This window comes from Nocardioides turkmenicus, assembly GCF_011045035.1.
GTDB classification, from domain to species: Bacteria; Actinomycetota; Actinomycetes; order Propionibacteriales; family Nocardioidaceae; genus Nocardioides; species Nocardioides turkmenicus.
In genome coordinates this window covers 110,208-129,416 of record NZ_JAALAA010000015.1, presented here as the reverse complement: position 1 = coordinate 129,416, position 19,209 = coordinate 110,208, and the positions used below count along the sequence as shown (strand labels likewise).

The 19,209-nt window shown below is 70.7% G+C and carries 16 protein-coding genes; 3 read left to right on the top strand and 13 right to left on the bottom strand.

The window, feature by feature from the left end; genetic code table 11:
- Window positions 1-108: 108 nt before the first annotated feature.
- Both ald and G5C66_RS17935 read right to left on the bottom strand, forming a co-directional pair.
- Entirely contained in the window at window positions 109-1,224 is a 1,116-nt protein-coding gene (gene ald / locus G5C66_RS17940; protein ID WP_165112317.1) for an alanine dehydrogenase, read from the bottom strand.
- 151 nt (window positions 1,225-1,375) lie between these two features.
- Window positions 1,376-2,017 carry an NUDIX domain-containing protein gene (locus G5C66_RS17935; protein WP_165112316.1) on the bottom strand — a complete coding sequence of 214 codons (642 nt, stop codon included), beginning with the start codon at window positions 2,015-2,017 and terminating at the stop codon, window positions 1,376-1,378.
- A 22-nt stretch (window positions 2,018-2,039) separates the two neighbouring features.
- Here G5C66_RS17935 and pepN point away from each other — a divergent pair, with 22 nt between their 5' ends.
- Together pepN and G5C66_RS17925 are read left to right on the top strand one after the other, a co-directional pair.
- Window positions 2,040-4,478, top strand: coding sequence for an aminopeptidase N (gene pepN, locus G5C66_RS17930; RefSeq protein WP_165112315.1), 2,439 nt, complete (start codon window positions 2,040-2,042; stop codon window positions 4,476-4,478).
- Between the two features lie 92 nt (window positions 4,479-4,570).
- Window positions 4,571-5,044: an SRPBCC family protein gene (locus tag G5C66_RS17925; protein WP_165112314.1), complete on the top strand. Its 474-nt coding sequence runs from the start codon at window positions 4,571-4,573 to the stop codon at window positions 5,042-5,044.
- A 67-nt stretch (window positions 5,045-5,111) separates the two neighbouring features.
- On the opposite strand, the gene G5C66_RS17920 is transcribed toward G5C66_RS17925, so the two are convergent.
- From G5C66_RS17920 to G5C66_RS17890, 7 genes are all read right to left on the bottom strand, one after another.
- Window positions 5,112-6,824: a CTP synthase gene (locus G5C66_RS17920; protein WP_165112313.1), complete on the bottom strand. Its 1,713-nt coding sequence runs from the start codon at window positions 6,822-6,824 to the stop codon at window positions 5,112-5,114.
- 14 nt (window positions 6,825-6,838) lie between these two features.
- Window positions 6,839-8,770 carry a putative cytokinetic ring protein SteA gene (steA, locus tag G5C66_RS17915; protein ID WP_165112312.1) on the bottom strand — a complete coding sequence of 644 codons (1,932 nt, stop codon included), beginning with the start codon at window positions 8,768-8,770 and terminating at the stop codon, window positions 6,839-6,841.
- 168 nt (window positions 8,771-8,938) lie between these two features.
- Entirely contained in the window at window positions 8,939-10,702 is a 1,764-nt protein-coding gene (recN, locus tag G5C66_RS17910; protein WP_165112311.1) for a DNA repair protein RecN, read from the bottom strand.
- A complete protein-coding gene (locus G5C66_RS17905; RefSeq protein ID WP_165112339.1) occupies window positions 10,695-11,666 on the bottom strand; it encodes an NAD kinase in 972 nt (323 codons plus the stop codon). Before G5C66_RS17905 ends, recN begins: the two co-directional genes overlap by 8 nt.
- A gap of 103 nt (window positions 11,667-11,769) precedes the next feature.
- Window positions 11,770-12,633: a TlyA family RNA methyltransferase gene (locus G5C66_RS17900; RefSeq protein WP_165112310.1), complete on the bottom strand. Its 864-nt coding sequence runs from the start codon at window positions 12,631-12,633 to the stop codon at window positions 11,770-11,772.
- Window positions 12,634-12,644: 11 nt separating this feature from the next.
- On the bottom strand, window positions 12,645-12,911 hold the full coding sequence (locus tag G5C66_RS17895) for a hypothetical protein (protein WP_165112309.1): 267 nt from the start codon (window positions 12,909-12,911) through the stop codon (window positions 12,645-12,647).
- Window positions 12,908-13,957 (bottom strand): HAD-IIA family hydrolase, encoded by a 1,050-nt coding sequence (locus G5C66_RS17890; protein WP_338144217.1) that lies wholly within the window; start codon window positions 13,955-13,957, stop codon window positions 12,908-12,910. The genes G5C66_RS17895 and G5C66_RS17890 overlap by 4 nt, the downstream gene beginning before the upstream one ends.
- Before the next feature lie 64 nt (window positions 13,958-14,021).
- On the opposite strand from G5C66_RS17890, the gene G5C66_RS17885 reads away from it, so the two are divergent.
- Entirely contained in the window at window positions 14,022-15,182 is a 1,161-nt protein-coding gene (locus G5C66_RS17885; RefSeq protein ID WP_165112308.1) for a DUF1015 family protein, read from the top strand.
- Here the strand turns inward: G5C66_RS17885 and G5C66_RS17880 are convergent.
- The 4 genes from G5C66_RS17880 to argG all read right to left on the bottom strand — a co-directional run bounded on the left by G5C66_RS17880 (window position 15,179) and on the right by argG (window position 19,186).
- Complete coding sequence (locus G5C66_RS17880; protein WP_165112307.1) at window positions 15,179-15,601, bottom strand: single-stranded DNA-binding protein; 423 nt, start codon at window positions 15,599-15,601, stop codon at window positions 15,179-15,181. The genes G5C66_RS17885 and G5C66_RS17880 overlap by 4 nt on opposite strands.
- Window positions 15,602-15,735: 134 nt before the next feature.
- Window positions 15,736-16,305 (bottom strand): DNA-3-methyladenine glycosylase, encoded by a 570-nt coding sequence (locus G5C66_RS17875; RefSeq protein ID WP_165112306.1) that lies wholly within the window; start codon window positions 16,303-16,305, stop codon window positions 15,736-15,738.
- On the bottom strand, window positions 16,305-17,729 hold the full coding sequence (gene argH / locus G5C66_RS17870) for an argininosuccinate lyase (protein ID WP_165112305.1): 1,425 nt from the start codon (window positions 17,727-17,729) through the stop codon (window positions 16,305-16,307). Before argH ends, G5C66_RS17875 begins: the two co-directional genes overlap by 1 nt.
- Window positions 17,729-19,186, bottom strand: coding sequence for an argininosuccinate synthase (argG, locus tag G5C66_RS17865; RefSeq protein WP_165112304.1), 1,458 nt, complete (start codon window positions 19,184-19,186; stop codon window positions 17,729-17,731). The genes argH and argG overlap by 1 nt, the downstream gene beginning before the upstream one ends.
- Window positions 19,187-19,209: the final 23 nt, after the last annotated feature.

Here is a 19,209-nt window from a genome sequence, read left to right as displayed (position 1 = left end):
GGTAGGAATACCCGGTTAACCGGGTATTCCTGCACTTCTCGGGCATTGCAACACCCGAGAAGTGCAGGAAACACCTGAGCGCTGTGACTCCTGTGACCCCTGAGGCGATCAGCCGAGAACCGTCTCCAGCGCGACCGAGTCGATGCCGACGGCCTCGCCGACGGGAGCGTTGGTCAGCTCACCGGCGTGGGTGTTCAGGCCCTTGGCGAGCGCGGCGTCGTCACGCAGCGCCTGCTGCCAGCCCTTGTTGGCCAGCGCGACGGCGTACGGCATCGTCGCGTTGGTGAGCGCGTAGGTCGAGGTGTTGGGGACCGCGCCGGGCATGTTGGCCACGCAGTAGAACGTCGAGTTGTGGACCTGGTAGGTCGGGTCGGCGTGGGTGGTGGCGTGGGAGTCCTCGAAGCAGCCGCCCTGGTCGATGGCGATGTCGACGAGCACCGAGCCGGGCTTCATCCGGGAGACCAGGTCGTTGGAGACCAGCTTCGGCGCTGCCGCGCCCGGGATCAGCACGGCGCCGATGACGAGGTCTGCCTGGAGCACCTGCTCCTCGAGCACGAGCTTGTTGGAGGCGAGGCCGTGGACCTGGTTGGAGTAGCGCCAGAAGGACATTCGCAGCTTCTCCAGGTCGGTGTCGAGCAGGGTGACGTCAGCCCCCATGCCGAGCGCGATGTTGGCAGCGTTCTGCCCGGAGACGCCAGCGCCGATGATCACGACCTTGGCGTTGGCGACACCACCGACACCGCCCATCAGCACACCGCGACCGCCCTGGGCCTTCATCAGGTTGTACGCCCCCACCTGCGGCGCCAGACAGCCGGCGACCTCCGACATCGGGTAGAGCAGCGGGAGCGCCCGGTTGGGCAGCTCGACCGTCTCGTACGCGATCGCGGTGACCTTCTTCGCCAGCAGCTCCTCGGTCAGCGGCTTGTCGGCGGCCAGGTGAAGGTAGGTGAACAGGGTCAGGCCCTCGCGCAGGCGGTGGTACTCCTCCGCGACCGGCTCCTTGACCTTCAGGACCATGTCGGCGTTGCCCCAGGTCTCGTCGGCGTCACCGAGGATCTTGGCGCCGACCGCGGCGTACTCGCCGTCAGGGATCGAGGAGCCGACACCGGCACCGGCCTGGACGAAGACCTCGTGACCGTTGGCCACCAGCTCGTGGACGCCCGAGGGGGTGATCGCCACCCGGTACTCGTGGTTCTTGACTTCCTTGGGTACGCCGATTCTCATTGCCCTGCCTTCATGTCATGGCCCCAGAATGTGGTGGTCCGTGGGTTTGGGTTTGGGTCAGCCGGATGTTCGCCGCCTGATGCGGCATGTCTAACCCCGTGTGGCGCAAGTCACCAAAACCACGTCCTTCGGTCCTCGACCAGGCGCCTGATCAGACTCTGCCACGCGACTTGAGCGCTGCGTACGCAAGCACGGCCTGGACGAGCGGCGAGTCGGTCGCCTTGCCGGTGAGCACGGCCTCCAGGAGCTCGTCGAACGGCACCCAGTGGATGCTCATCTCGGCCTCCTCGTGCTCGAGCTCGAAGCCGTCGCGGTCGGTGGCGGTCAGGCCGCGGGCGAGGAAGAAGTGGTGGATCTCCTCGGAGATCCCGGGCGAGGTGTAGGTCGAGAGCAGCGGCGTCCACTCGGCGGCCTCGTGGGCCACCTCCTCGCGCAGCTCGCGCACGGCCACGTCGAGCGGGTCCTCGCCGGGATAGTCGATCAGGCCGGCCGGGAGCTCGATGAAGCGACGCTTGGCGGGGTGGCGGTACTGGCTGATGACCAGGGCACGCTCGTCCTCGTCGAGGGCCAGCGCCACCGCTGCCCCGGGGTGCTCGACGACGAGGCGCCGGAACGGCTCCTCGTCCTCGTGACCTGGCCGGTTGATCCGGTCCGCACGCAGCGCGACGACCCAGGCGTCGCGGTGGAGATCCTCGCTGGAGGCGACCGGCCAGCTCTCGGGGGCATCCCACTCGGTGAGGGGCCTCGGGTCCAGCGGCGCGGCCGCGTCGGAAATTCGTGCGTCCGAAGTCATGGCCCGAGGCTACCCTCGGCGCATGTCTGACAACTCCCCCGCCGCCCCTGCCTCGCTCACCCAGGAGGAGGCGGCCGCGCGGGCCGCCGCCGTCACCGTCGAGCGCTACGACATCACGCTCGACCTGACCGGCCTGCTGGAGGGCGAGACGCTCGCCAGCGTCTCCACGATCACCTTCACCGCCAGCCCCGGGTCGAGCACCTTCGTCGACTGCGTCGCCGAGGTGTCGACCGCCACCCTGAACGGGACCGAGATCGACCTCGCGACGATCAGTGCTGGCCGCATCCCGCTCGAGGGTCTCGCCGAGACCAACACCCTCGTCGTCAGCGCCTCCCAGTCCAACACCGCCTCCTCCGAGGGCGTGCTCCGCACCGTCGACCCCTCCGACGGCAACGTCTACGTGTGGACCTCCTTCGAGCCCGACGACGCCCGCCGGCTGTGGGCCTGCTTCGACCAGCCCGACCTCAAGGCGGTGCACGCGTTCACCGTGACCGCGCCCGAGCAGTGGACCGTGCTGTCCAACTCGGCACCTGCCGATGTCTCGGACCCTGCGGCCGGCGCGAGGACCTGGGTCTTCGAGGACACTCCCCCGCTCTCGACGTACGTCGTGGTGGTCAACGCCGGCCCGTTCGTCGAGGTCCGTGCCGAGCGCGGCGGCTACGACCTGGGGCTCTATGCCCGTCAGTCGCTGGCGAGCCAGCTGGAGCGGGACCGTGAGGAGATCCTCGACATCACCGAGCACGGCTTGGCCTGGTTCGGTGCCAAGTTCGCGATGCCGTTCCCGCAGCGGCGCTACGACCAGATCTTCGTGCCCGACATGGGCGGCGCGATGGAGAACTGGGGCGCGGTCACGCACAGCGACGTCTTCCTCTTCCGTACGCCGCCGGCCCAGGCCGACCGCACCGAGCGCACCAACGTGATCCTGCACGAGATGGCTCACATGTGGTTCGGCGACCTGGTCACGATGCGCTGGTGGGACGACCTGTGGCTCAACGAGGCCTTCGCCTCGTGGGCGGCCGTGTGGGCCTCTGCCGCGCTCCCCGGCTACGCCGACGTATGGGCCTCGATCGCGCTGACCGAGAAGAAGACGGCGTACGACACCGACCTGACCCCCGCCACCCACCCGATCCGCGGCGTGGTGCCGAGCGTGGAGGTCGCGATGGCCAACTTCGACGCGATCACCTATATGAAGGGCCAGGCCGTGCTGCAGCAGCTGTACGCCTACATCGGCGAGGAGGCCTACCTCGCCGGGCTGCAGGCCTACTTCGCCGAGCACGCCTACGGCAACACCGTCCTCGACGACCTGATGAGCGCCTTCGGGGCAGCCGCGGGCAAGGACCTCTCCGCCTGGACCACCGCCTGGCTCGACCACGCCGGCACCGACGTGATCACCCTCTCCGACGGCAAGGTCTCCGTGACCAGCGCCGACGGGACCGTACGTCCCCACCGGCTCGACATCGCCTCGTACGACGACTCCGGGGCGCTGCTCGCCACCACCCCGGTCACCGTCGAGGGCGAGCCGGTCGCGGTAACGCTCCCGGAGGCCGCCGCGCACCTCGTGAACGCGACCGATGTGACCTTCGCGGCCGTACGTTCCGACGAGGCCAGCGAGGTCTGGCTCGGCCGGAACGCCGGTGTCCTGCCCGACGCGGTCGCGCGGGCGGTCGCGGTCAACAGCGCCTGGTCGGCGCTGTTCCGCGGCGAGATCGGTGGCCCCGAGGTCGTCTCCCGGGTCGTCTCGGTGCTCGAGCGCGAGCGGAACCCGCAGGTCACCGGCGAGTTCTTGCGCATGGCCGTGACCGCCGCCGAGCTCTGGACGGCGCCCGATCGGGTCGCCGAGCAGCGCGCCCTGGTGGCCGGTGCCGCGGCGGCTGTCGCCGAGGACCCGGCCAACCGCGACACCGCGCTTCGTGTCGTCGCCTCGCACGCCTCCACCCCCGAGCAGGTCGCGCTGGCCGAGGCGGGCGCCGCCGAGGACATCCAGGTCGCCTGGCGTCTGCTCGGGCGGCGCGCCGAGCTCGGAGACTACGACGCGGAGGCGGTGGCCGCTCTGGAGGCGCGTGACCCGGATCCTGAGTCCTGGGTCAGCGCCCTGGCCGTACGCACCGCCCAGCCTCTCACCGAGGCCAAGGAGGAGGCCTGGCAGGTGACCATGGTCGAGCGCCGGCTGCCGCGCACCGACAGCGCCTACACGCTGAGCTCGGCGTTCTGGCGGCCCGGCCAGGACGAGGTGCTGGCGCCGTACGCCCAGCGCTATCTCGACGCCGTCGCCGCCATCCGGGGCGGCGGGCTGCTCGCCTTCGGGCTCCAGCTCCGGTTCTACCCTGCCCAGGCCGGGGAGGACGTCGCCGCGGCCGCGCGGACCGCCTGCGAGGGCGACACGCTGGTCCCGTTCGTACGCCAGACGGTCATCCGTCTCGCCGACGTGCACTCCCGGCAGGTGGCGGCTCGGGCGCTGTGACCCCGGCCTGATCGAGCCAGATCGAGAAGGTATGGCTCGCCGGGCCGTCGGGTACCCGCTGTGTCGTACGCAATCGAGAGGAGACGCGAGACATGAGCACCATCCAGAAGAGCGTGCAGGTCGGCGTTCCGGTCAGCACAGCGTATGACCAGTGGACCCAGTTCGAGTCGTTCCCTCAGTTCATGGAGGGCGTCGAGTCGGTACGACAGGTCGACGACAAGCATCTGCACTGGAAGGCCGAGATCGGCGGTGTCACGCGTGAGTGGGACGCCGAGATCGTCGACCAGGTTCCCGACGACCGCATCACCTGGCGTGCCGTGGAGGGCGCGAAGAACCAGGGCACCGTGTCGTTCACCGAGGATCAGATGAGCAAGACGACGAACGTCACCCTGCGCCTCGAGTACGAGCCCGAGGGCGTGGTCGAGAAGGCCGGTGACCTTCTCAAGATCGTCGACAAGCGGGCCGAGGGCGACCTGGAGCGGTTCAAGGAGTTCATCGAGCACCGCGGCACCGAGACCGGCGCGTGGCGCGGCGAGGTCAAGCCGACCGGCGAGGTACGCGAGTAGCGCACACAGACCCGAGCCCCCTGGGTCCGGCATCAGCCGGCCCCAGGGGGCTCGTCATGTCAGCTGCTCAGGCCTCGGCGGGCTCGGGGAGCTCGACCTCGCTGACCTCGCGGCGCAGGTTGGTCTCGTCGATCGGGAACCGCTGCTCCTTCTGCCGGTCGAGGGCCGCCTTCACCAGCCCGGCGAAGAGCGGGTGGGGGCGGGTCGGCCGCGAGCGGAGCTCGGGGTGGGCCTGGGTGGAGACGTAGTAGGGGTGTACGTCACGGGGCAGCTCGACGAACTCGACGAGCTGGTTGTCGGGCGAGAGGCCGGAGAAGACCAGGCCGGCGTCCTCGAGCTGGTCGCGGTAGGCGTTGTTGACCTCGTAGCGGTGGCGGTGGCGCTCCTCGATGGAGGTCTCGCCGTAGACCTCGGCCGCGATCGAGCCCTTCTTGAGCTCGGCCGGGTAGAGGCCGAGGCGCATGGTGCCGCCCAGGTCGCCGGCGCCCTCGACGTACGCCTTCTGCTCCTCCATCGTCGCGATGACGGGCTCGGGGGTCTCGGCGTCGAACTCGGTGGAGTCGGCCTTCTCCAGGCCGAGCACGTTGCGGGCGTACTCGATGACCATGCACTGCAGGCCCAGACACAGGCCGAGCGTCGGGATCTGGTGGGTGCGGGTGTAGGTCAGCGCGCCGAGCTTGCCCTCGAGGCCACGGATGCCGAAGCCGCCGGGGACGCAGACGGCGTCGACGTCGTGGAGGTTCTTGGCGGCGCCCTCGGGGGTCTCGCACTCGTCGGAGGGGATCCAGCGGATGTTGACCTTCGCCTCGTTGGCGAAGCCGCCGGCGCGCAGCGCCTCGCCGACGCTGAGGTAGGCGTCGGGGAGGTCGATGTACTTGCCGACCAGGCCGATGGTGAGCTCTTCCTTCGGGTGGTGGACCCGGCGGAGCAGGTCCTCCCACAGCGCCCAGTCGACGTCGCGGAAGGGCAGGTCGAGCTTGCGGACGACGTAGGCGTCCAAGCCCTCGCGGTGGAGCACCTTCGGGATGTCGTAGATGCTCGGGGCGTCGGCGGCGGTCACCACGGCGTCCTCGTCGACGTCGCACATGAGCGCGATCTTGCGCTTGATGCCCTCGGGCAGCTCGCGGTCGGCGCGGCACACGATGGCGTCGGGCTGGATGCCGATCTGGCGCAGCGCCATCACCGAGTGCTGGGTCGGCTTCGTCTTGAGCTCCTTGGACGGGCCGATGTAGGGCACCAGAGAGACGTGGACGAAGAAGACGTTGTCGCGGCCGAGGCGCTGGCGCACCTGGCGGGCGGCCTCGAGGAACGGCAGCGACTCGATGTCGCCGACGGTGCCGCCGATCTCGGTGATCACCACGTCGACGTCGGGGCCGTGCATGGCCAGGATCCGCTCGGAGATCTCGTCGGTGATGTGCGGGATCACCTGGACGGTCTCGCCGAGGTAGTCGCCGCGGCGCTCCTTGGCGATCACGTTGGAGTAGACCTGCCCGGTGGTCACGTTGGCGTGGCCGACCAGGTCGGTGTCGAGGAACCGCTCGTAGTGGCCGATGTCGAGGTCCGTCTCGGCACCGTCGTTGGTCACGAAGACCTCACCGTGCTGGAACGGGTTCATCGTGCCGGGATCCACGTTGAGGTACGGGTCCAGCTTCTGCATGGTCACGCTCAGACCACGCGACCGGAGAAGGCGGCCGAGGCTGGAGGCGCTCAGGCCCTTTCCCAATGAGGAGGCGACGCCCCCGGTGACAAAAATGTGCTTGGTCAAGCTCGCCGACTTCATGGACCTCAATCCTATCAATCGTTGAGCAGGCCACCGAAACCTGACGCTCCGAAATCGCCACCTTGTCGGCTGGTCTGTCGCGCCAGCACCAGCGGCGCGGCCACCTGGCCGGTGGCGGTGTCGATGCCGTCGACCGATGCGAACCAGCCGGGCCAGTCGTTGGCGCGGAGCGTCTCGAGGTCATGGGAGTCGGCGGTCGCGCCTACGACCAGGCCTTTCGTCGTCGCCCCGAGCCCCTCGACCAGCCCCTCCACCGCCGTGGTGTCGTCGCTGTCCTCGCCGAGGACGACCAGGACGAGGTCGGCCGGACCGGTCGGCCGTCCTTGGGCCTTGACCAGGTCGCCGGTGAGCAACGCCACAGCGGCGGTCTTGGCGGGCTGGTCGAACTCGGCCGGCGGCTTCGCGCCCGCGTAGGTCTCGCCGATCACCTGCCCCATCCGCTGGTAGGTGGCCTGGCCGGCGTCGCCCCGGCCGAGCTGCTTGACCAGCTGGGTGGCCAGGCTGTCCACATACTGCTTGCGGTCCGGGTCCAGCAGGTTCGGTCGTACGTCGAGCACCCCTGTCGTCGCACCGCCGGCCTTCTCGATGTTGCCGGTGAGCGCGTCGACCGTCTTCGGGTCCGCGCCGGGAAGGGTCAGGACCGCGACCTTCTGCCCGGTGAGCTTGCCCGGCAGGAGCGTGTCGCCGGCCTCGGCGACGAACTTCGCCTCGGCCGACTGTCTTGGCTTCGTCGCCTTCGTGGAGCCGCTCTGGCTGGTGGTGGCGCTCGCGGCCGCTTCGTCGCCGGCCTGACGTCCCACTCCCCAGCCGATCTCGGGGAGGTCGTGGTCGGCGGCCCAGAAGCCGGCAGGTACGCCGATCGCCAGCGCGGTCACCGCGGCGAGGACCGGCAGCACCATCCGCCGGCTCCGCCGCTCCTTGCGGCGCACCGCCGGGACGGCGGAGGCGTCCACCAGCGTCGGGCCGAGGGCGAGCCTGGTCAGGTAGGTGCCGGCCAGGCCCGGGCGCTGGTCCTCGAGGAAGTCGGTCAGCGTGGTGCTCAGTCCGGCGCCGACGACCAGCGACGGGTGCTGGGTGTAGGCGACCAGGAGGGCCGCGTCCTCCGGGGCGAGCGAGGACTCGAACCGCTTCGGCTGCACCCCGACCCGGTCGAGGAGCTCGGCGGCGTTCTCGCTCGCGGAGCCTCCGGGGGCGAGCACGACCTCGGCGGCGCTGGTGAGCACCTTCGGTTCGGGGTAGGTGTCGGTGTCCGGGCCCAGGACGAGCACGGCGTGGCGTACTTGCTTCTTGGTCAGTCGCTTCGCCGCCGAGCCGACCGCGATGATCGCGGGGCGCTGCTCGCGCAGGAAGCTCTTGAGATCGCCGAGGAGGCGGCCGAGATCGGGATGGTCCGCGACCACGACGACGGGACGGCCGGCCAGCGGAGTGTCGAGGGGAGGTACGCCGTTGCCGTGCAGCAGCACCTCCTCCTCCCGCTTGAGCAGCTCGCTGCTGTTGTGGGTGAAGAGCTCCAGGTGGGAGCTCAGGCCACGCTTCGCCTTCTCGAGGTCGGCCTCCAGCGACTCCTGGTCGAGCGCCCGACCCGAGGTCAGCAGCTGCTCGCCGTCGAAGATGTCGCCGTCGAGGATCCGGGCCTTGCGCCCGTCGACCAGCTTCTCCAGACCGGCCTCGCCGATCTTGTCGATCAGCACGATCCCGGCGTCGGCGAGCGTCTGCGGGCCGCGGTTCGGGTAGCGGCCCGACACCATCGGCTGGGCGTTCACCACGGCGATCACGCCCTTGGCTGCGATCGCCAGCGCGGTGCTCCGGTCGAGGTCGACATGGTCGATGACCGCGATGTCACCCTCTTTGAGCCGCGGGATCAGCGCCCTGGTCGGCCGCCCCGAACGGAGCGTGCCGCGGATGCCCGGAAGTACGGAAGGAATCTGGCGAGTAGGCAGTCTCATGGCCCGCCAATCCTCCCCCGGCACCGATGCCTCCCTCCGGATCTCCCATCCGGCGAGTCGGTCGTCGTGGCGGCCGAATGCGCACGTTTGGCGGCCGAATCAGCAGTTGTGGCGTGTGTCGTTCGCCACAACTGCGGACTCGGCCGCCAGAACTGAGGTTTCGGCGGGTCAGGCCTTCGCCGCTCGGGCGACCTCGAGGAGCTCGCGGGCGTGTGCGATGGCGGTGTCGGAGGCCGTCAGCCCGGCCAGCATGCGGGAGAGCTCGCGCTCGCGGGACTCGTCGTCGAGGACGGTGAGGCCGGAGCTGGTGACCACCCCGTCGCTGGTCTTCTCGACGGCGACATGGTGGTCGGCGAAGGCGGCGACCTGCGGCAGGTGAGTGACGACCAGGACCTGGGCCGTGCGGGCCAGGTGGGCGAGGCGGCGGCCGATCTCGACCGCAGCGGTGCCGCCGACGCCGGCGTCGACCTCGTCGAAGACAAACGTCGGGACCGGGCTGGTGGCGGCCAGGACCACCTCGATCGCCAGCATCACCCGAGACAGCTCACCGCCGGAAGCGCCCTTGTGGAGTGGCCGGGGCTCGGAGCCGGTGTTGGCGGCCAGCAGCAGCTCGACCTCGTCGAGGCCGTTGGAGCCGTAGCGCAGCCAGCGCACGTTCTTGCCCGATCCGACCTTCAGCGGCGCGTGCGGCTCGTCCTCTGAGGCGGGGGCGTCGGTCTCCTTCTGGCGTACGTCGACCACCAGTCGGGCATGGGGCATGGCCAGTCCGGTGAGCTCGTCGCTGACCGCCTCGGCCAGGGCGCCGGCGGCGTCGGCGCGGGCGGCCGACAGCGCGAGACCGGCCTCGGCGAGGGCGGCCCGCAGGCGCGTACGCTCCTCACGGAGCTCCTCGATGCGGTCGTCGTCGGAGTCGAGCTCGAGCAGGCGCTTGGCGCCGGTCTCGGCCCAGGCGAGCACCTCGTCGATGGTCTCGCCGTACTTCCTCGTCAGCGCGGTCAGCGCCGCACGGCGCTCGGAGACGACCGCCAGCCGAGCCGGGTCGGTCTCGATCGCGGTCGCGTAGGAGGCGACGTCGGCGGCGAGGTCGGAGAGCAGGTAGGAGACCTCCGCGAGGCGGTCTGCCAGGGACGCGGCGTCGGGGTCGTGGTCGCGCACGCCGTCGAGCGCCTGGCGCGCGGCCGAGATCGCGCCCAGCGCGTCGGGGGCGTCGACCTCGGAGGAGAGCGCCTCGCGCGCCTGCTCGGCGGCGGTGCGCAGGGTGTCGGCGTAGCCGAGCTTCTCCTCCTCCTGGGCGAGGGTGACGTCCTCTCCGGGCTCCGGGGTGACCGCCTCCACCTCGCCGAGGCCGAAGCGGAGGAGGTCGGCCTCCTGGGCCCGCTCGCGGGCGTGGGTGGTGACCTCGTCGAGCTCGCGCTCGACCTTCTGGAGCTGGCTGTGGACGTCGCCGTAGGCGGCGAGCAGCTTGGCGATCATCTCGCCGCCGAAGCGGTCCAGCGAGTCGCGCTGGGCGCGCGGCTGCAGCAGCCGGTGCTGGTCGGACTGGCCGTGGACCGCGACCAGCGGCGAGGTCACCGAGCCGAGCGTGGCGACCGGGACCGTCGCTCCCCCGACGTACGCCCGCGCTCGTCCTTCGGCGGCGACGGTGCGGGCCACGAGGACGCGGCCCTCCTCGACCTCTCCCCCGGCCTCCTCGGTCGCGTCGACGACCGCGGGCAGCGACCGGGCGTCGATCACGCCCTCGACCCGGGCGGCCTTCTTGCCCTTGCGGACCGCGCCGGCGTCGCCACGACCGCCGAGCAGCAGCCCGAGCGCGGTCACGATCATCGTCTTGCCGGCGCCGGTCTCACCGGTCACCACGGTCAGACCCGGTCCGAGCTCCAGGGTCGAGGACTCGATGATCCCGAGTCCGGAGATCCTGATCTCCTCAAGCATGCTCGCCTCCGTTCATCCTGAACGGACGCCGTTCCGCGGCGCCTCGCCATCCCTCCACAGACAGTCCGAACTTCCGCACCAGACGGTCCGTGAACGGCGCCTGGTGCAGGCGGACGAGTCTGACAGGCTCCACCCCCCGGGTGACCTCGATCCGAGCGCCGGGGCCCAGGTCGTAGGAGCGCCGGCCGTCGCACCAGAGCACGCCCGCGCCGTCGGCCCGGGTGATCACCTCGACCGCCAGCACCGAGGTCGGCGCGACGACCATCGGGCGAGCGAACAGCGCGTGGGCGCTGATCGGAGTCAGCAGCAGCGCCTCGACCCCCGGCCACACGACCGGACCGCCGGCGGAGAAGTTGTAGGCCGTCGAGCCGGTCGGGGTCGCACAGACGACGCCGTCGCAGCCCCACCTCGACAGCGGTCGGCCGTCGATCTCGACGACGACCTCGAGCATCCGCTCGCGGGAGGCCTTCTCGACGCTGGCCTCATTGACCGCGAACGTACGGAACACCTTCTCGCCGTCCTCGAAGACACTCACCTCGAGCGCGAGGCGGTCCTCGGAGGAGTAGCGACGCTGCACGATCGCCTCGATCGTCGACTCGACGTCGTCGTACTCCGCCTCCGCCAGGAACCCGACGTGACCCAGGTTGACCCCGAGCACCGGGGTGCGGTGGGGCTGGACGATCTCGGCGGCGCGCAGGATGGTGCCGTCGCCACCGATGACCAGCGCGAGCTCGCAGTCGCGGCTGGCGTCGTCCTCGTCGGCGGCCAGCTCGAGCCTCGGCTCGTAGGCGGCCGGGTCGATGCCCAGGTCGGCGGCCTCGCTGGCGAGCACCCTCACCACGATGCCGTGGACCGCGAGCGACTTGGCACAGGCGAGACCGACCTCGCGGGCCTCCTCGCGCCCGGTGTGGATGAGCATGAGGACGCGCCGAACCTCGGCTGAGTCCTCAGGCTCTGGGGCCACAGCGGGCGTATCGGCGTCAGTCACGTCGCCACCTCCGTAGCGCAAGCGCCAGAGTACGGAGGCGGCGACGTGTTGACCCGTTGGTTCACTCGCTGACGCTCGCTCACGGATCAACCTTCTCAGACGGCACCGACACTTCCCGGGCCGCCTGGGTCTCGAGGCCACGCTGCTCGCGCACGGCTTCCTCGATCTCCGCCTCGCTGATGGTGGCCTCGCCTCGACGCAGCCAGAGGAAGAACTCCACGTTGCCCGAGGGGCCCGGGAGCGGGCTGGTCGTGACCGCGCGGGCACCCCAGCCACGCTTCGCCGCGGCCGCGGCGACGGCGTTGACGGCCTCGGCCCGCAGCGCCGGCTCCCGGACCACGCCGCCCTTGCCGACCCGGTCCTTGCCGACCTCGAACTGCGGCTTGACCATCAGCGCCAGGTCGCCGTCGGGGCTGGTGACGCGGATCAGCGCGTCCAGGACGAGCTCGAGGGAGATGAAGGAGAGGTCGCCGACGACGACGTCGACGGGTTCGCCGACGATGTCGAGGGAGAGGTCGCGGATGTTGGTGCGGTCGTGGACGACGACCCGCTCGTCCTGCTGCAGCCGCCAGGCCAACTGGCCATAGCCCACATCGACGGCGACGACCTGGCGGGCGTCGTTGCGCAGCAGTACGTCGGTGAACCCGCCTGTCGAGGCGCCGGCGTCGAGACAGCGGCGGCCCTCGACCGAGAGCCCGAGCGGCTTGAACGCGGCGAGGGCCCCGGCGAGCTTGTGGCCGCCGCGGGAGACGAAGTCGGGGCGGTCGGGGTCCTCGGTCACCACGATGGCGACGTCGGTGGTGACGCCCGTGGCCGGCTTGGTGGCGCGGTTTCCGGAGACGGTGACGCGGCCGGCGGCGATCAGCTCGCTGGCGTGCTCGCGGGACCGGGCCAGCTTGCGCCGGACCAGCTCGGCGTCGAGGCGCAGGCGGCGAGGGGGCATGCGCTGGCCTCTCAGGGCTGGTCGGTCGGCTGGGGCTCGCCGGACGCCGCGGCGATCCGGGCCATCGCGTCGTGGGCCCCGGTGTCGGGGTCCAGGGCGCGGCGCAGCTCGGTGTGGGCGGCCTCGAAGACGCCGACGTGCTCGGCAAGCGGCAGCTCGTCGAGCCGGTCGAGCGACTCGAGGATCGCGTCGACGCGGGCGACACCGGTGTGTGGCGCCGCGCTGGCGCCACCCATCCCGGCCGGGGCCGGAGTCTCGTCGAAATGCTGCTCGCTCATGAGGCTGAGACTACCGTCCCGCCGTCGGCATCCGGGCGAGGCGGCACGGCCTGTGCACCGATCGTGACCACCGTCCCGGTGGCATCCAGGTGGGCCCAGGAACTGGTCGCGGCGGCCCGCCACCAGTCGTCGGCGGTCCCCTCGCCGGTGACGCGCAGCTCGCCGTCGCGTACCTCTGCCGTCCAGCCGCCGACCCGCGCCGCGGTGCCGTCGGTCTCCGGCGCCGGGTGTGCCTCCAGCAGCCCGCCGAGGTCGGCGGAGACGTACGTCGGCCGCCGGTGCGGCTCGGCCGCGACCAGATCCTCGAGACCTGTCACCCCGGTCAGCACCAGCAGCGTGTCGATGCCGGTGTTGTGGCCGCCCTCGATGTCGGTGTCGAGGCGGTCGCCGACCATCAGCGGTCGCTCGGCCTCGGTGCGGCGGATGGTCTCCTCGAGAAGCGGTCGTGACGGCTTGCCCGCCACGACCGGCTCGACGCCCGAGAAGCGGCGCAGCGTGTCGACGAGCACGCCGTGGCCCGGCGCGATCCCGTAGGCGGCCGGAAAGGTCATGTCGGTGTTGCTGGCAACCCAGAAGAGGCCGTCCTTGATCCGCACCGCGGCGCGGAGGATGTCCTTCCACAGCAGCTCGGGGTTGTAGCCGGTGACGATCGCCTCGGCGTCCTCGTCGACGGCCACCGGAATCAGACCGGCTGCATCGAGCGGCTCCCGCAGGCCGGCCGCGCCCAGGTTGACCACCTTCGCGCCCGGGGCGAGGCGGTCGGCCAGGACGCGCGCGGCGGCCTGTGCTGAGGTGACCACGTCCTCGGCGGTCGCCTCGATTCCCAGGTTGCGGATGTTCTCGGCGACCTTCGCCGGGGGCCTGGCGGCGTTGTTGGTGATGAAGGCCAGGCGCAGGCCTGCCTCCCGTGCGGCGGCCAGCGCCTCGGGGGCGCGCGGCACCGCCGAGCCGCCGATGTAGACGACGCCGTCGAGGTCGAGCATCGCCACGTCGTGGACGGTGGCGAGCGCCTGGTCCGAGCCCTTCAACTGATGGCCGTTGAGCACACGAAGTTCCTTGTCTGAGTCGGCGGTTCGGCGAATGGCACCAGTGTGACCCTACGATGTGCGGATGGACGATACGGGTGTGGTCAGGGCGCCGTACCTCGGGCGTCCGCTGCGCCTGGAGCCATTTCGGGCGCTCTCGCTGGCGCCGTCACGGATCGGCGACCCGACCTCGGCACGGCTCTACTCGCGGCCGTATCGCGGCGTCGCATCGCGGATCAGCTCGTGGTTGGCGCGTGGTGATCTGCGCGAGCACCGCACCCTTGCGCTCTACCTCCACGAGTACACCGCGGCCGGGATCACCGTGCGTGGCGTCGTCGGGATCCTCGACGTCTCGCACCGCACCGACGAGCCCGGTGAGGCCGCCGTGCTCCCCCACGAGGGCGTACGCACCGCGCAGGCCGAGCAGCTCGCCTCCCGGATGCGGCAGATGCGGGTGCACCCGGCGCCGATCCTGCTCACCTACCACGCTCCCGACGGCGTCGCCGAGCTGCTCGACCGGGTGCAGAGCGGCCCGCCCGAGGAGCAGTACGACGACCACGGCGGGCAGCACCATCGGGTTTGGGCGATCACCGACGAGTCGCTGATCGGGCGGCTGCGCGAGGCCTGGGCGTCGCAGCAGGCGCTGATCGCCGACGGCCATCACCGCTACGCGGCGTACGCCGAGCTCCAGGGACACGCCGAGCCCGGCGACACGACCGCGACCGACTTCGGTCTGGCGATGCTCATCGACCAGGACGACACGCCGTTGCAGCTCGGAGCGATCCATCGGGTGCTCGCCGGCGTCAACCTCCGCGACCTACGGGCCGCGGCCGAGGCCGTCGGCGCCGAGTGGACCGCGGGCAGCCGTGACGCAGCTCTGGGCAGGCTCGGGCCCGGCGTCATGGTGGTCAGCGACGGCCGCGGTTGGGCCACGCTCGACGTCGACACCACCGACAGCCCGATCACCGGAGACGTCGGCTACCTGCACGACCGGGTGCTCCCCGAGCTGCGCCGGCAGCCGTCGCGGGTGATGCACGCCCACCAGGTCGACGCTGCGTTGAAGCGGGCCCGCCCGGGCCGCGACATCGCGGTGCTGCTGGCGGCGCCGACGTTCGACACCATCCTCTCCTCCGCCTCGATCGGCCAGCTGCTCCCGGAGAAGGCGACCTCCTTCCAGCCCAAGCCGCATCCCGGTGTGCTCATCCGGCTTCTCGATGCCGCTCGGCTCGAGAAGTCGCGGCACTAGCTCGCCTGCCGGGCTGCGGCGGCTGCCCGGCTCACGCGTCTGGCGGTCAGCACCTCGACCTCGGTCATCGACTGCAGCCGTCCGCCGGTCTTGAAGAACCGGCGGCGCAGCGAGCCGTTGACCTCGATCACGTCTCCGACCTGCCAGGTCATCGCCGCGCGGCGGACCCGGGCGACCCAGGTGTGGCACTCGAGCGCGTCGATCTGCACCCGGCTGCTCCCCCGGCGCTTGTCGCGTGGCCGGTTCACGACGACCCGGAACGCGGTGAGCTGGTCGCCGCTCGGCAGCTCCTTCTCCTCCGCGGCCAGCGAGAGCCGGCCGATCAGCCGCACTTCGTTGACCGTCGCCAGCCCGCCGGCCGGCCCCATCCGCTCGCCATCGTCCGGTGATGGCTCCTTCGCTACCCTTGCGACCGTCATCTCGATCACCTCCGACGACCATCCTGGTCAGGGGCGCCGACAGTTCTGCCGGGGTCCGTGAGGCCTGTGGACAACCCCGGTCCGAAGCGTGCCTGTGGATGGTGATCGGCCCGCGAGGGCGGTCGGACGAGCGTTCAGAGTGCCTTCGCCGGCCGGTAGCGCGAAACCGTCGGATCACCAGAGACCCAGAACCGCCACGGACGCTCGGGAGCGAGACGCAGCCCGACCCTCGGACCGGTGGCCACCTCGATCCCCGCCCACGTCTCCGCCGGTGCCAGATCGAGCTCGAAGTCGGCCGTCCCGTTCATGGTGAGGTCGATCCCGAGCGCCGAGGCGAGCCGGGCCGGTCCCCGGGCGAGGTCCACGTCGCGTACGGGCCCGCGTCGCTGCCGAGCGACCTCGATCCCGTCGACCACCTCGCCCGCGCGCAGCAGGATCGCACCGGGCTCGCCCTCCGGGTGGCAGACGAGGTTGGCGCAGTGGTGCATCCCGTAGGTGAAGTAGACGTACAGCCGCCCCGGCGGACCGAACATCACCCGGTTGCGGTTCGTCTCGCCACGGAAGGCGTGCGAGCCGGGGTCGTCGGCCGCGTACGCCTCCACCTCGGTGAGCCGCACCTTCACCCCGTCGAACGACAGCGTCGCCCCGAGGAGCCGCGGAGCGGTCACCTCGGGGCGCTGGTCGAGCAGGTCCGCGAGCACCACTAGGAAGGACGGAACCCGTCGGCCTTGGACCGGAGCTCGGCGAGCTGCTCGGCGACCCGCTCGGGGGCGGTGCCGCCACGGCCGTTGCGCGAGGCGACCGAACCCTCGACCGTCAGCACCAGGCGTGCGTCAGGGGTCAACGCAGGCGAGATCGTCGCGAACTCCTCGTCGGTGAGCGCGTCCAGCTCGACGCCACGCTTCTCCGCCGCCTGCACGCAGGCGCCTGCGAGCTCGTGCGCGATCCGGAACGGGGTGCCCTGCCGGACCAGCCACTCGGCGATGTCGGTGGCCAGCGAGAAACCCTGTGGGGCGAGCTCGGCCATCCGGTCGGTGTTGTAGACCAGCGTCGCGACCTGGCCGGTGAAGGCCGGGAGCAGCACCTCGAGGGTGTCCAGGGAGTCGAAGACCGGCTCCTTGTCCTCCTGCAGGTCGCGGTTGTAGGCCAGCGGCAGCGCCTTCAGCGTGGTCAGCAGACCGGTCAGGTTGCCGACCAGACGTCCGGCCTTGCCCCGGGCGAGCTCGGAGATGTCGGGGTTCTTCTTCTGCGGCATGATGCTCGACCCCGTCGACCAGGAGTCGTGCAGCGTGACGAAGTCGAACTCCTTCGTCGCCCACAGGATGATCTCCTCGGCGATCCGGCTGATGTCCACCCCGATCTGGGCGCACACGTAGGCGAACTCGGCGACGAAGTCGCGCGAGGCGGTCCCGTCGATCGAGTTGGCGCTCGACCCGGTGAAGCCGAGCTCCGCGGCGACCAGCTCGGGATCGAGCCCGAGCGACTGTCCCGCGAGGGCCCCGGAGCCGTACGGCGAGTCGCAGACCACCCGTTCCCGCCAGTCGTCGAGCCGCGAGACGTCGCGCAGCAGCGACCACGCGTGGGCCATCAGGTGGTGCGAGAGCAGCACCGGCTGCGCATGCTGAAGATGCGTACGTCCCGGCATGATCGCGCCCATGTTCTCGTCCGCCTGCGTGGCGAGAGCATCGATCAGGTCGAGCACCAGCCCACGCAGCACCCGCTCGTGGTCGAGCAGATAGCTCCGGAACAGGGTCGCGATCTGGTCGTTGCGCGAGCGCCCGGCGCGCAGCTTGCCGCCGACCTCGGGACCGATCTCCTCGATGAGCAGCCGCTCCAAGGCGCCGTGCACGTCCTCGTCGGACGCGGCCGGCAGCAGCCGGCCGGCGGTGAACCGGTCGGCGAGCACGTCCAGACCGCGGTGGATCTCGTTCTCCTCGTCACCGGTGAGCAGCCCGGCCGCGCCCAGCGCCTTGGCGTGGGCGTGCGACCCGGCGATGTCGTAGAGCGCCAGCCGCCAGTCGAACTGCGTCGAGCGTGAGAGCGCCTCGAGCTCCGGCGAGGGCCCTCCGGCGAACCGGCCGCCCCAGAGCTTGCCCTCGTTGGTGGTGTTGGCAGGTGTGTTCGACATCAGTCGTTCCCCGACTCCAGAGCCACCTCGTCGAGGACGGTCTCGTCGAGGACGGTCTCCTCGACCGGGAGCGCGGCGGCAGGCTTGCCGTTGGTCGCCGCGATGCGGTCGAAGCCGCCGGCGGGAAGCTCACCGAAGAGGGTGCCGTTCTCGACCAGGACCGTGCCCTGGTCCAGAGGATGCCCGGCGTAGATCTCCAGCTTGGAGCGCGAGTCGGCGATGTCGAGGTTGCGCATGGTGAGCTGGCCGATGCGGTCGACGGGGCCGAAGGCGGCGTTCTCGACGCGCTCCATGGAGAGCTTCTCCGGGTGGTAGGAGAAGTGGGAGCCCTCGGTGTTGAGGATCGTGTAGTCCTCACCCCGGCGCAGCCGCAGGGTGACGGTGCCGGAGACCAGGGAGGCGATCCAGCGCTGGATCGACTCGCGCAGCATCAGCGCCTGCGGGTCGAGCCAGCGGCCCTCGTAGAGCAGCCGACCGAGCTTGCGGCCCTCGTTGTAGTAGTTGGACATGGTGTCCTCGTTGTGCACGGCGTTGAGCAGCCGCTCGTAGGCCGCCCACAGGAGCGCCATGCCGGGCGCCTCGTAGATGCCGCGCGACTTCGCCTCGATGATCCGGTTCTCGATCTGGTCGGACATGCCGAGGCCGTGGCGGCCGCCGATCGCGTTGGCCTCGTAGACGAGCGCGACAGGGTCGGAGTAGGTCTTTCCGTTGATCGCGACCGGACGACCCTCGACGAACGAGATCGAGACGTCCTCGGTCTCGATGGCGACCGAGGGGTCCCAGAACTTCACGCCCATGATCGGCTCGACGGTCTCCAGGGAGACGTCGAGGTGCTCCAGGGTCTTCGCCTCGTGGGTGGCGCCCCAGATGTTGGCGTCGGTGGAGTAGGCCTTCTCGGTGGAGTCGCGGTAGGGCAGGTTGTGGGCGAGCAGCCACTCCGACATCTCGTGCCGCCCACCGAGCTCGTGGACGAAGTCGGCGTCGAGCCAAGGCTTGTAGATCCGCAGCTCGGGGTTGGCCATCAGGCCGTAGCGGTAGAACCGCTCGATGTCGTTGCCCTTGAAGGTCGACCCGTCGCCCCAGATGTTGACGTCGTCGGCCTGCATGGCCCGCACCAGCATGGTGCCGGTCACCGCGCGGCCCAGCGGCGTGGTGTTGAAGTAGGCGCGACCGCCGGATCGGATGTGGAAGGCGCCGCAGGCGAGCGCGGCGAGGCCCTCTTCGACCAGCTGCGGCTTGATGTCGATGGCGCGCGCGATCTCCGCACCGTAGGCCATCGCACGGTCCGGGACCCCGGAGATGTCAGGCTCGTCGTACTGCCCGATGTCGGCGGTGTAGGTGCACGGGACCGCGCCCTTGTCGCGCATCCAGGCCACCGCCACGGAGGTGTCGAGACCTCCGGAGAAGGCGATGCCGACGCGCTCACCCTTGGGAAGGGAGGTCAGGACCTTGCTCACGAGATGTTGCTCCTTGCTCTGAA

Excerpts from the sequence above, each read along its gene's own strand:
- pepN (WP_165112315.1), top strand. The coding sequence starts at position 2,040 with ATGTCTGACAACTCCCCCGCCGCCCCTGCCTCGCTCACCCAGGAGGAG.
- G5C66_RS17925 (WP_165112314.1), top strand. The coding sequence starts at position 4,571 with ATGAGCACCATCCAGAAGAGCGTGCAGGTCGGCGTTCCGGTCAGCACA.
- G5C66_RS17920 (WP_165112313.1), bottom strand. The coding sequence starts at position 6,824 with ATGAAGTCGGCGAGCTTGACCAAGCACATTTTTGTCACCGGGGGCGTC.
- G5C66_RS17900 (WP_165112310.1), bottom strand. The coding sequence starts at position 12,633 with ATGCCCCCTCGCCGCCTGCGCCTCGACGCCGAGCTGGTCCGGCGCAAG.
- G5C66_RS17895 (WP_165112309.1), bottom strand. The coding sequence starts at position 12,911 with ATGAGCGAGCAGCATTTCGACGAGACTCCGGCCCCGGCCGGGATGGGT.
- G5C66_RS17935 (WP_165112316.1), bottom strand. The coding sequence starts at position 2,017 with ATGACTTCGGACGCACGAATTTCCGACGCGGCCGCGCCGCTGGACCCG.
- G5C66_RS17885 (WP_165112308.1), top strand. The coding sequence starts at position 14,022 with ATGGACGATACGGGTGTGGTCAGGGCGCCGTACCTCGGGCGTCCGCTG.
- ald (WP_165112317.1), bottom strand. The coding sequence starts at position 1,224 with ATGAGAATCGGCGTACCCAAGGAAGTCAAGAACCACGAGTACCGGGTG.
- G5C66_RS17880 (WP_165112307.1), bottom strand. The coding sequence starts at position 15,601 with ATGACGGTCGCAAGGGTAGCGAAGGAGCCATCACCGGACGATGGCGAG.
- argH (WP_165112305.1), bottom strand. The coding sequence starts at position 17,729 with ATGTCGAACACACCTGCCAACACCACCAACGAGGGCAAGCTCTGGGGC.
- steA (WP_165112312.1), bottom strand. The coding sequence starts at position 8,770 with ATGAGACTGCCTACTCGCCAGATTCCTTCCGTACTTCCGGGCATCCGC.
- recN (WP_165112311.1), bottom strand. The coding sequence starts at position 10,702 with ATGCTTGAGGAGATCAGGATCTCCGGACTCGGGATCATCGAGTCCTCG.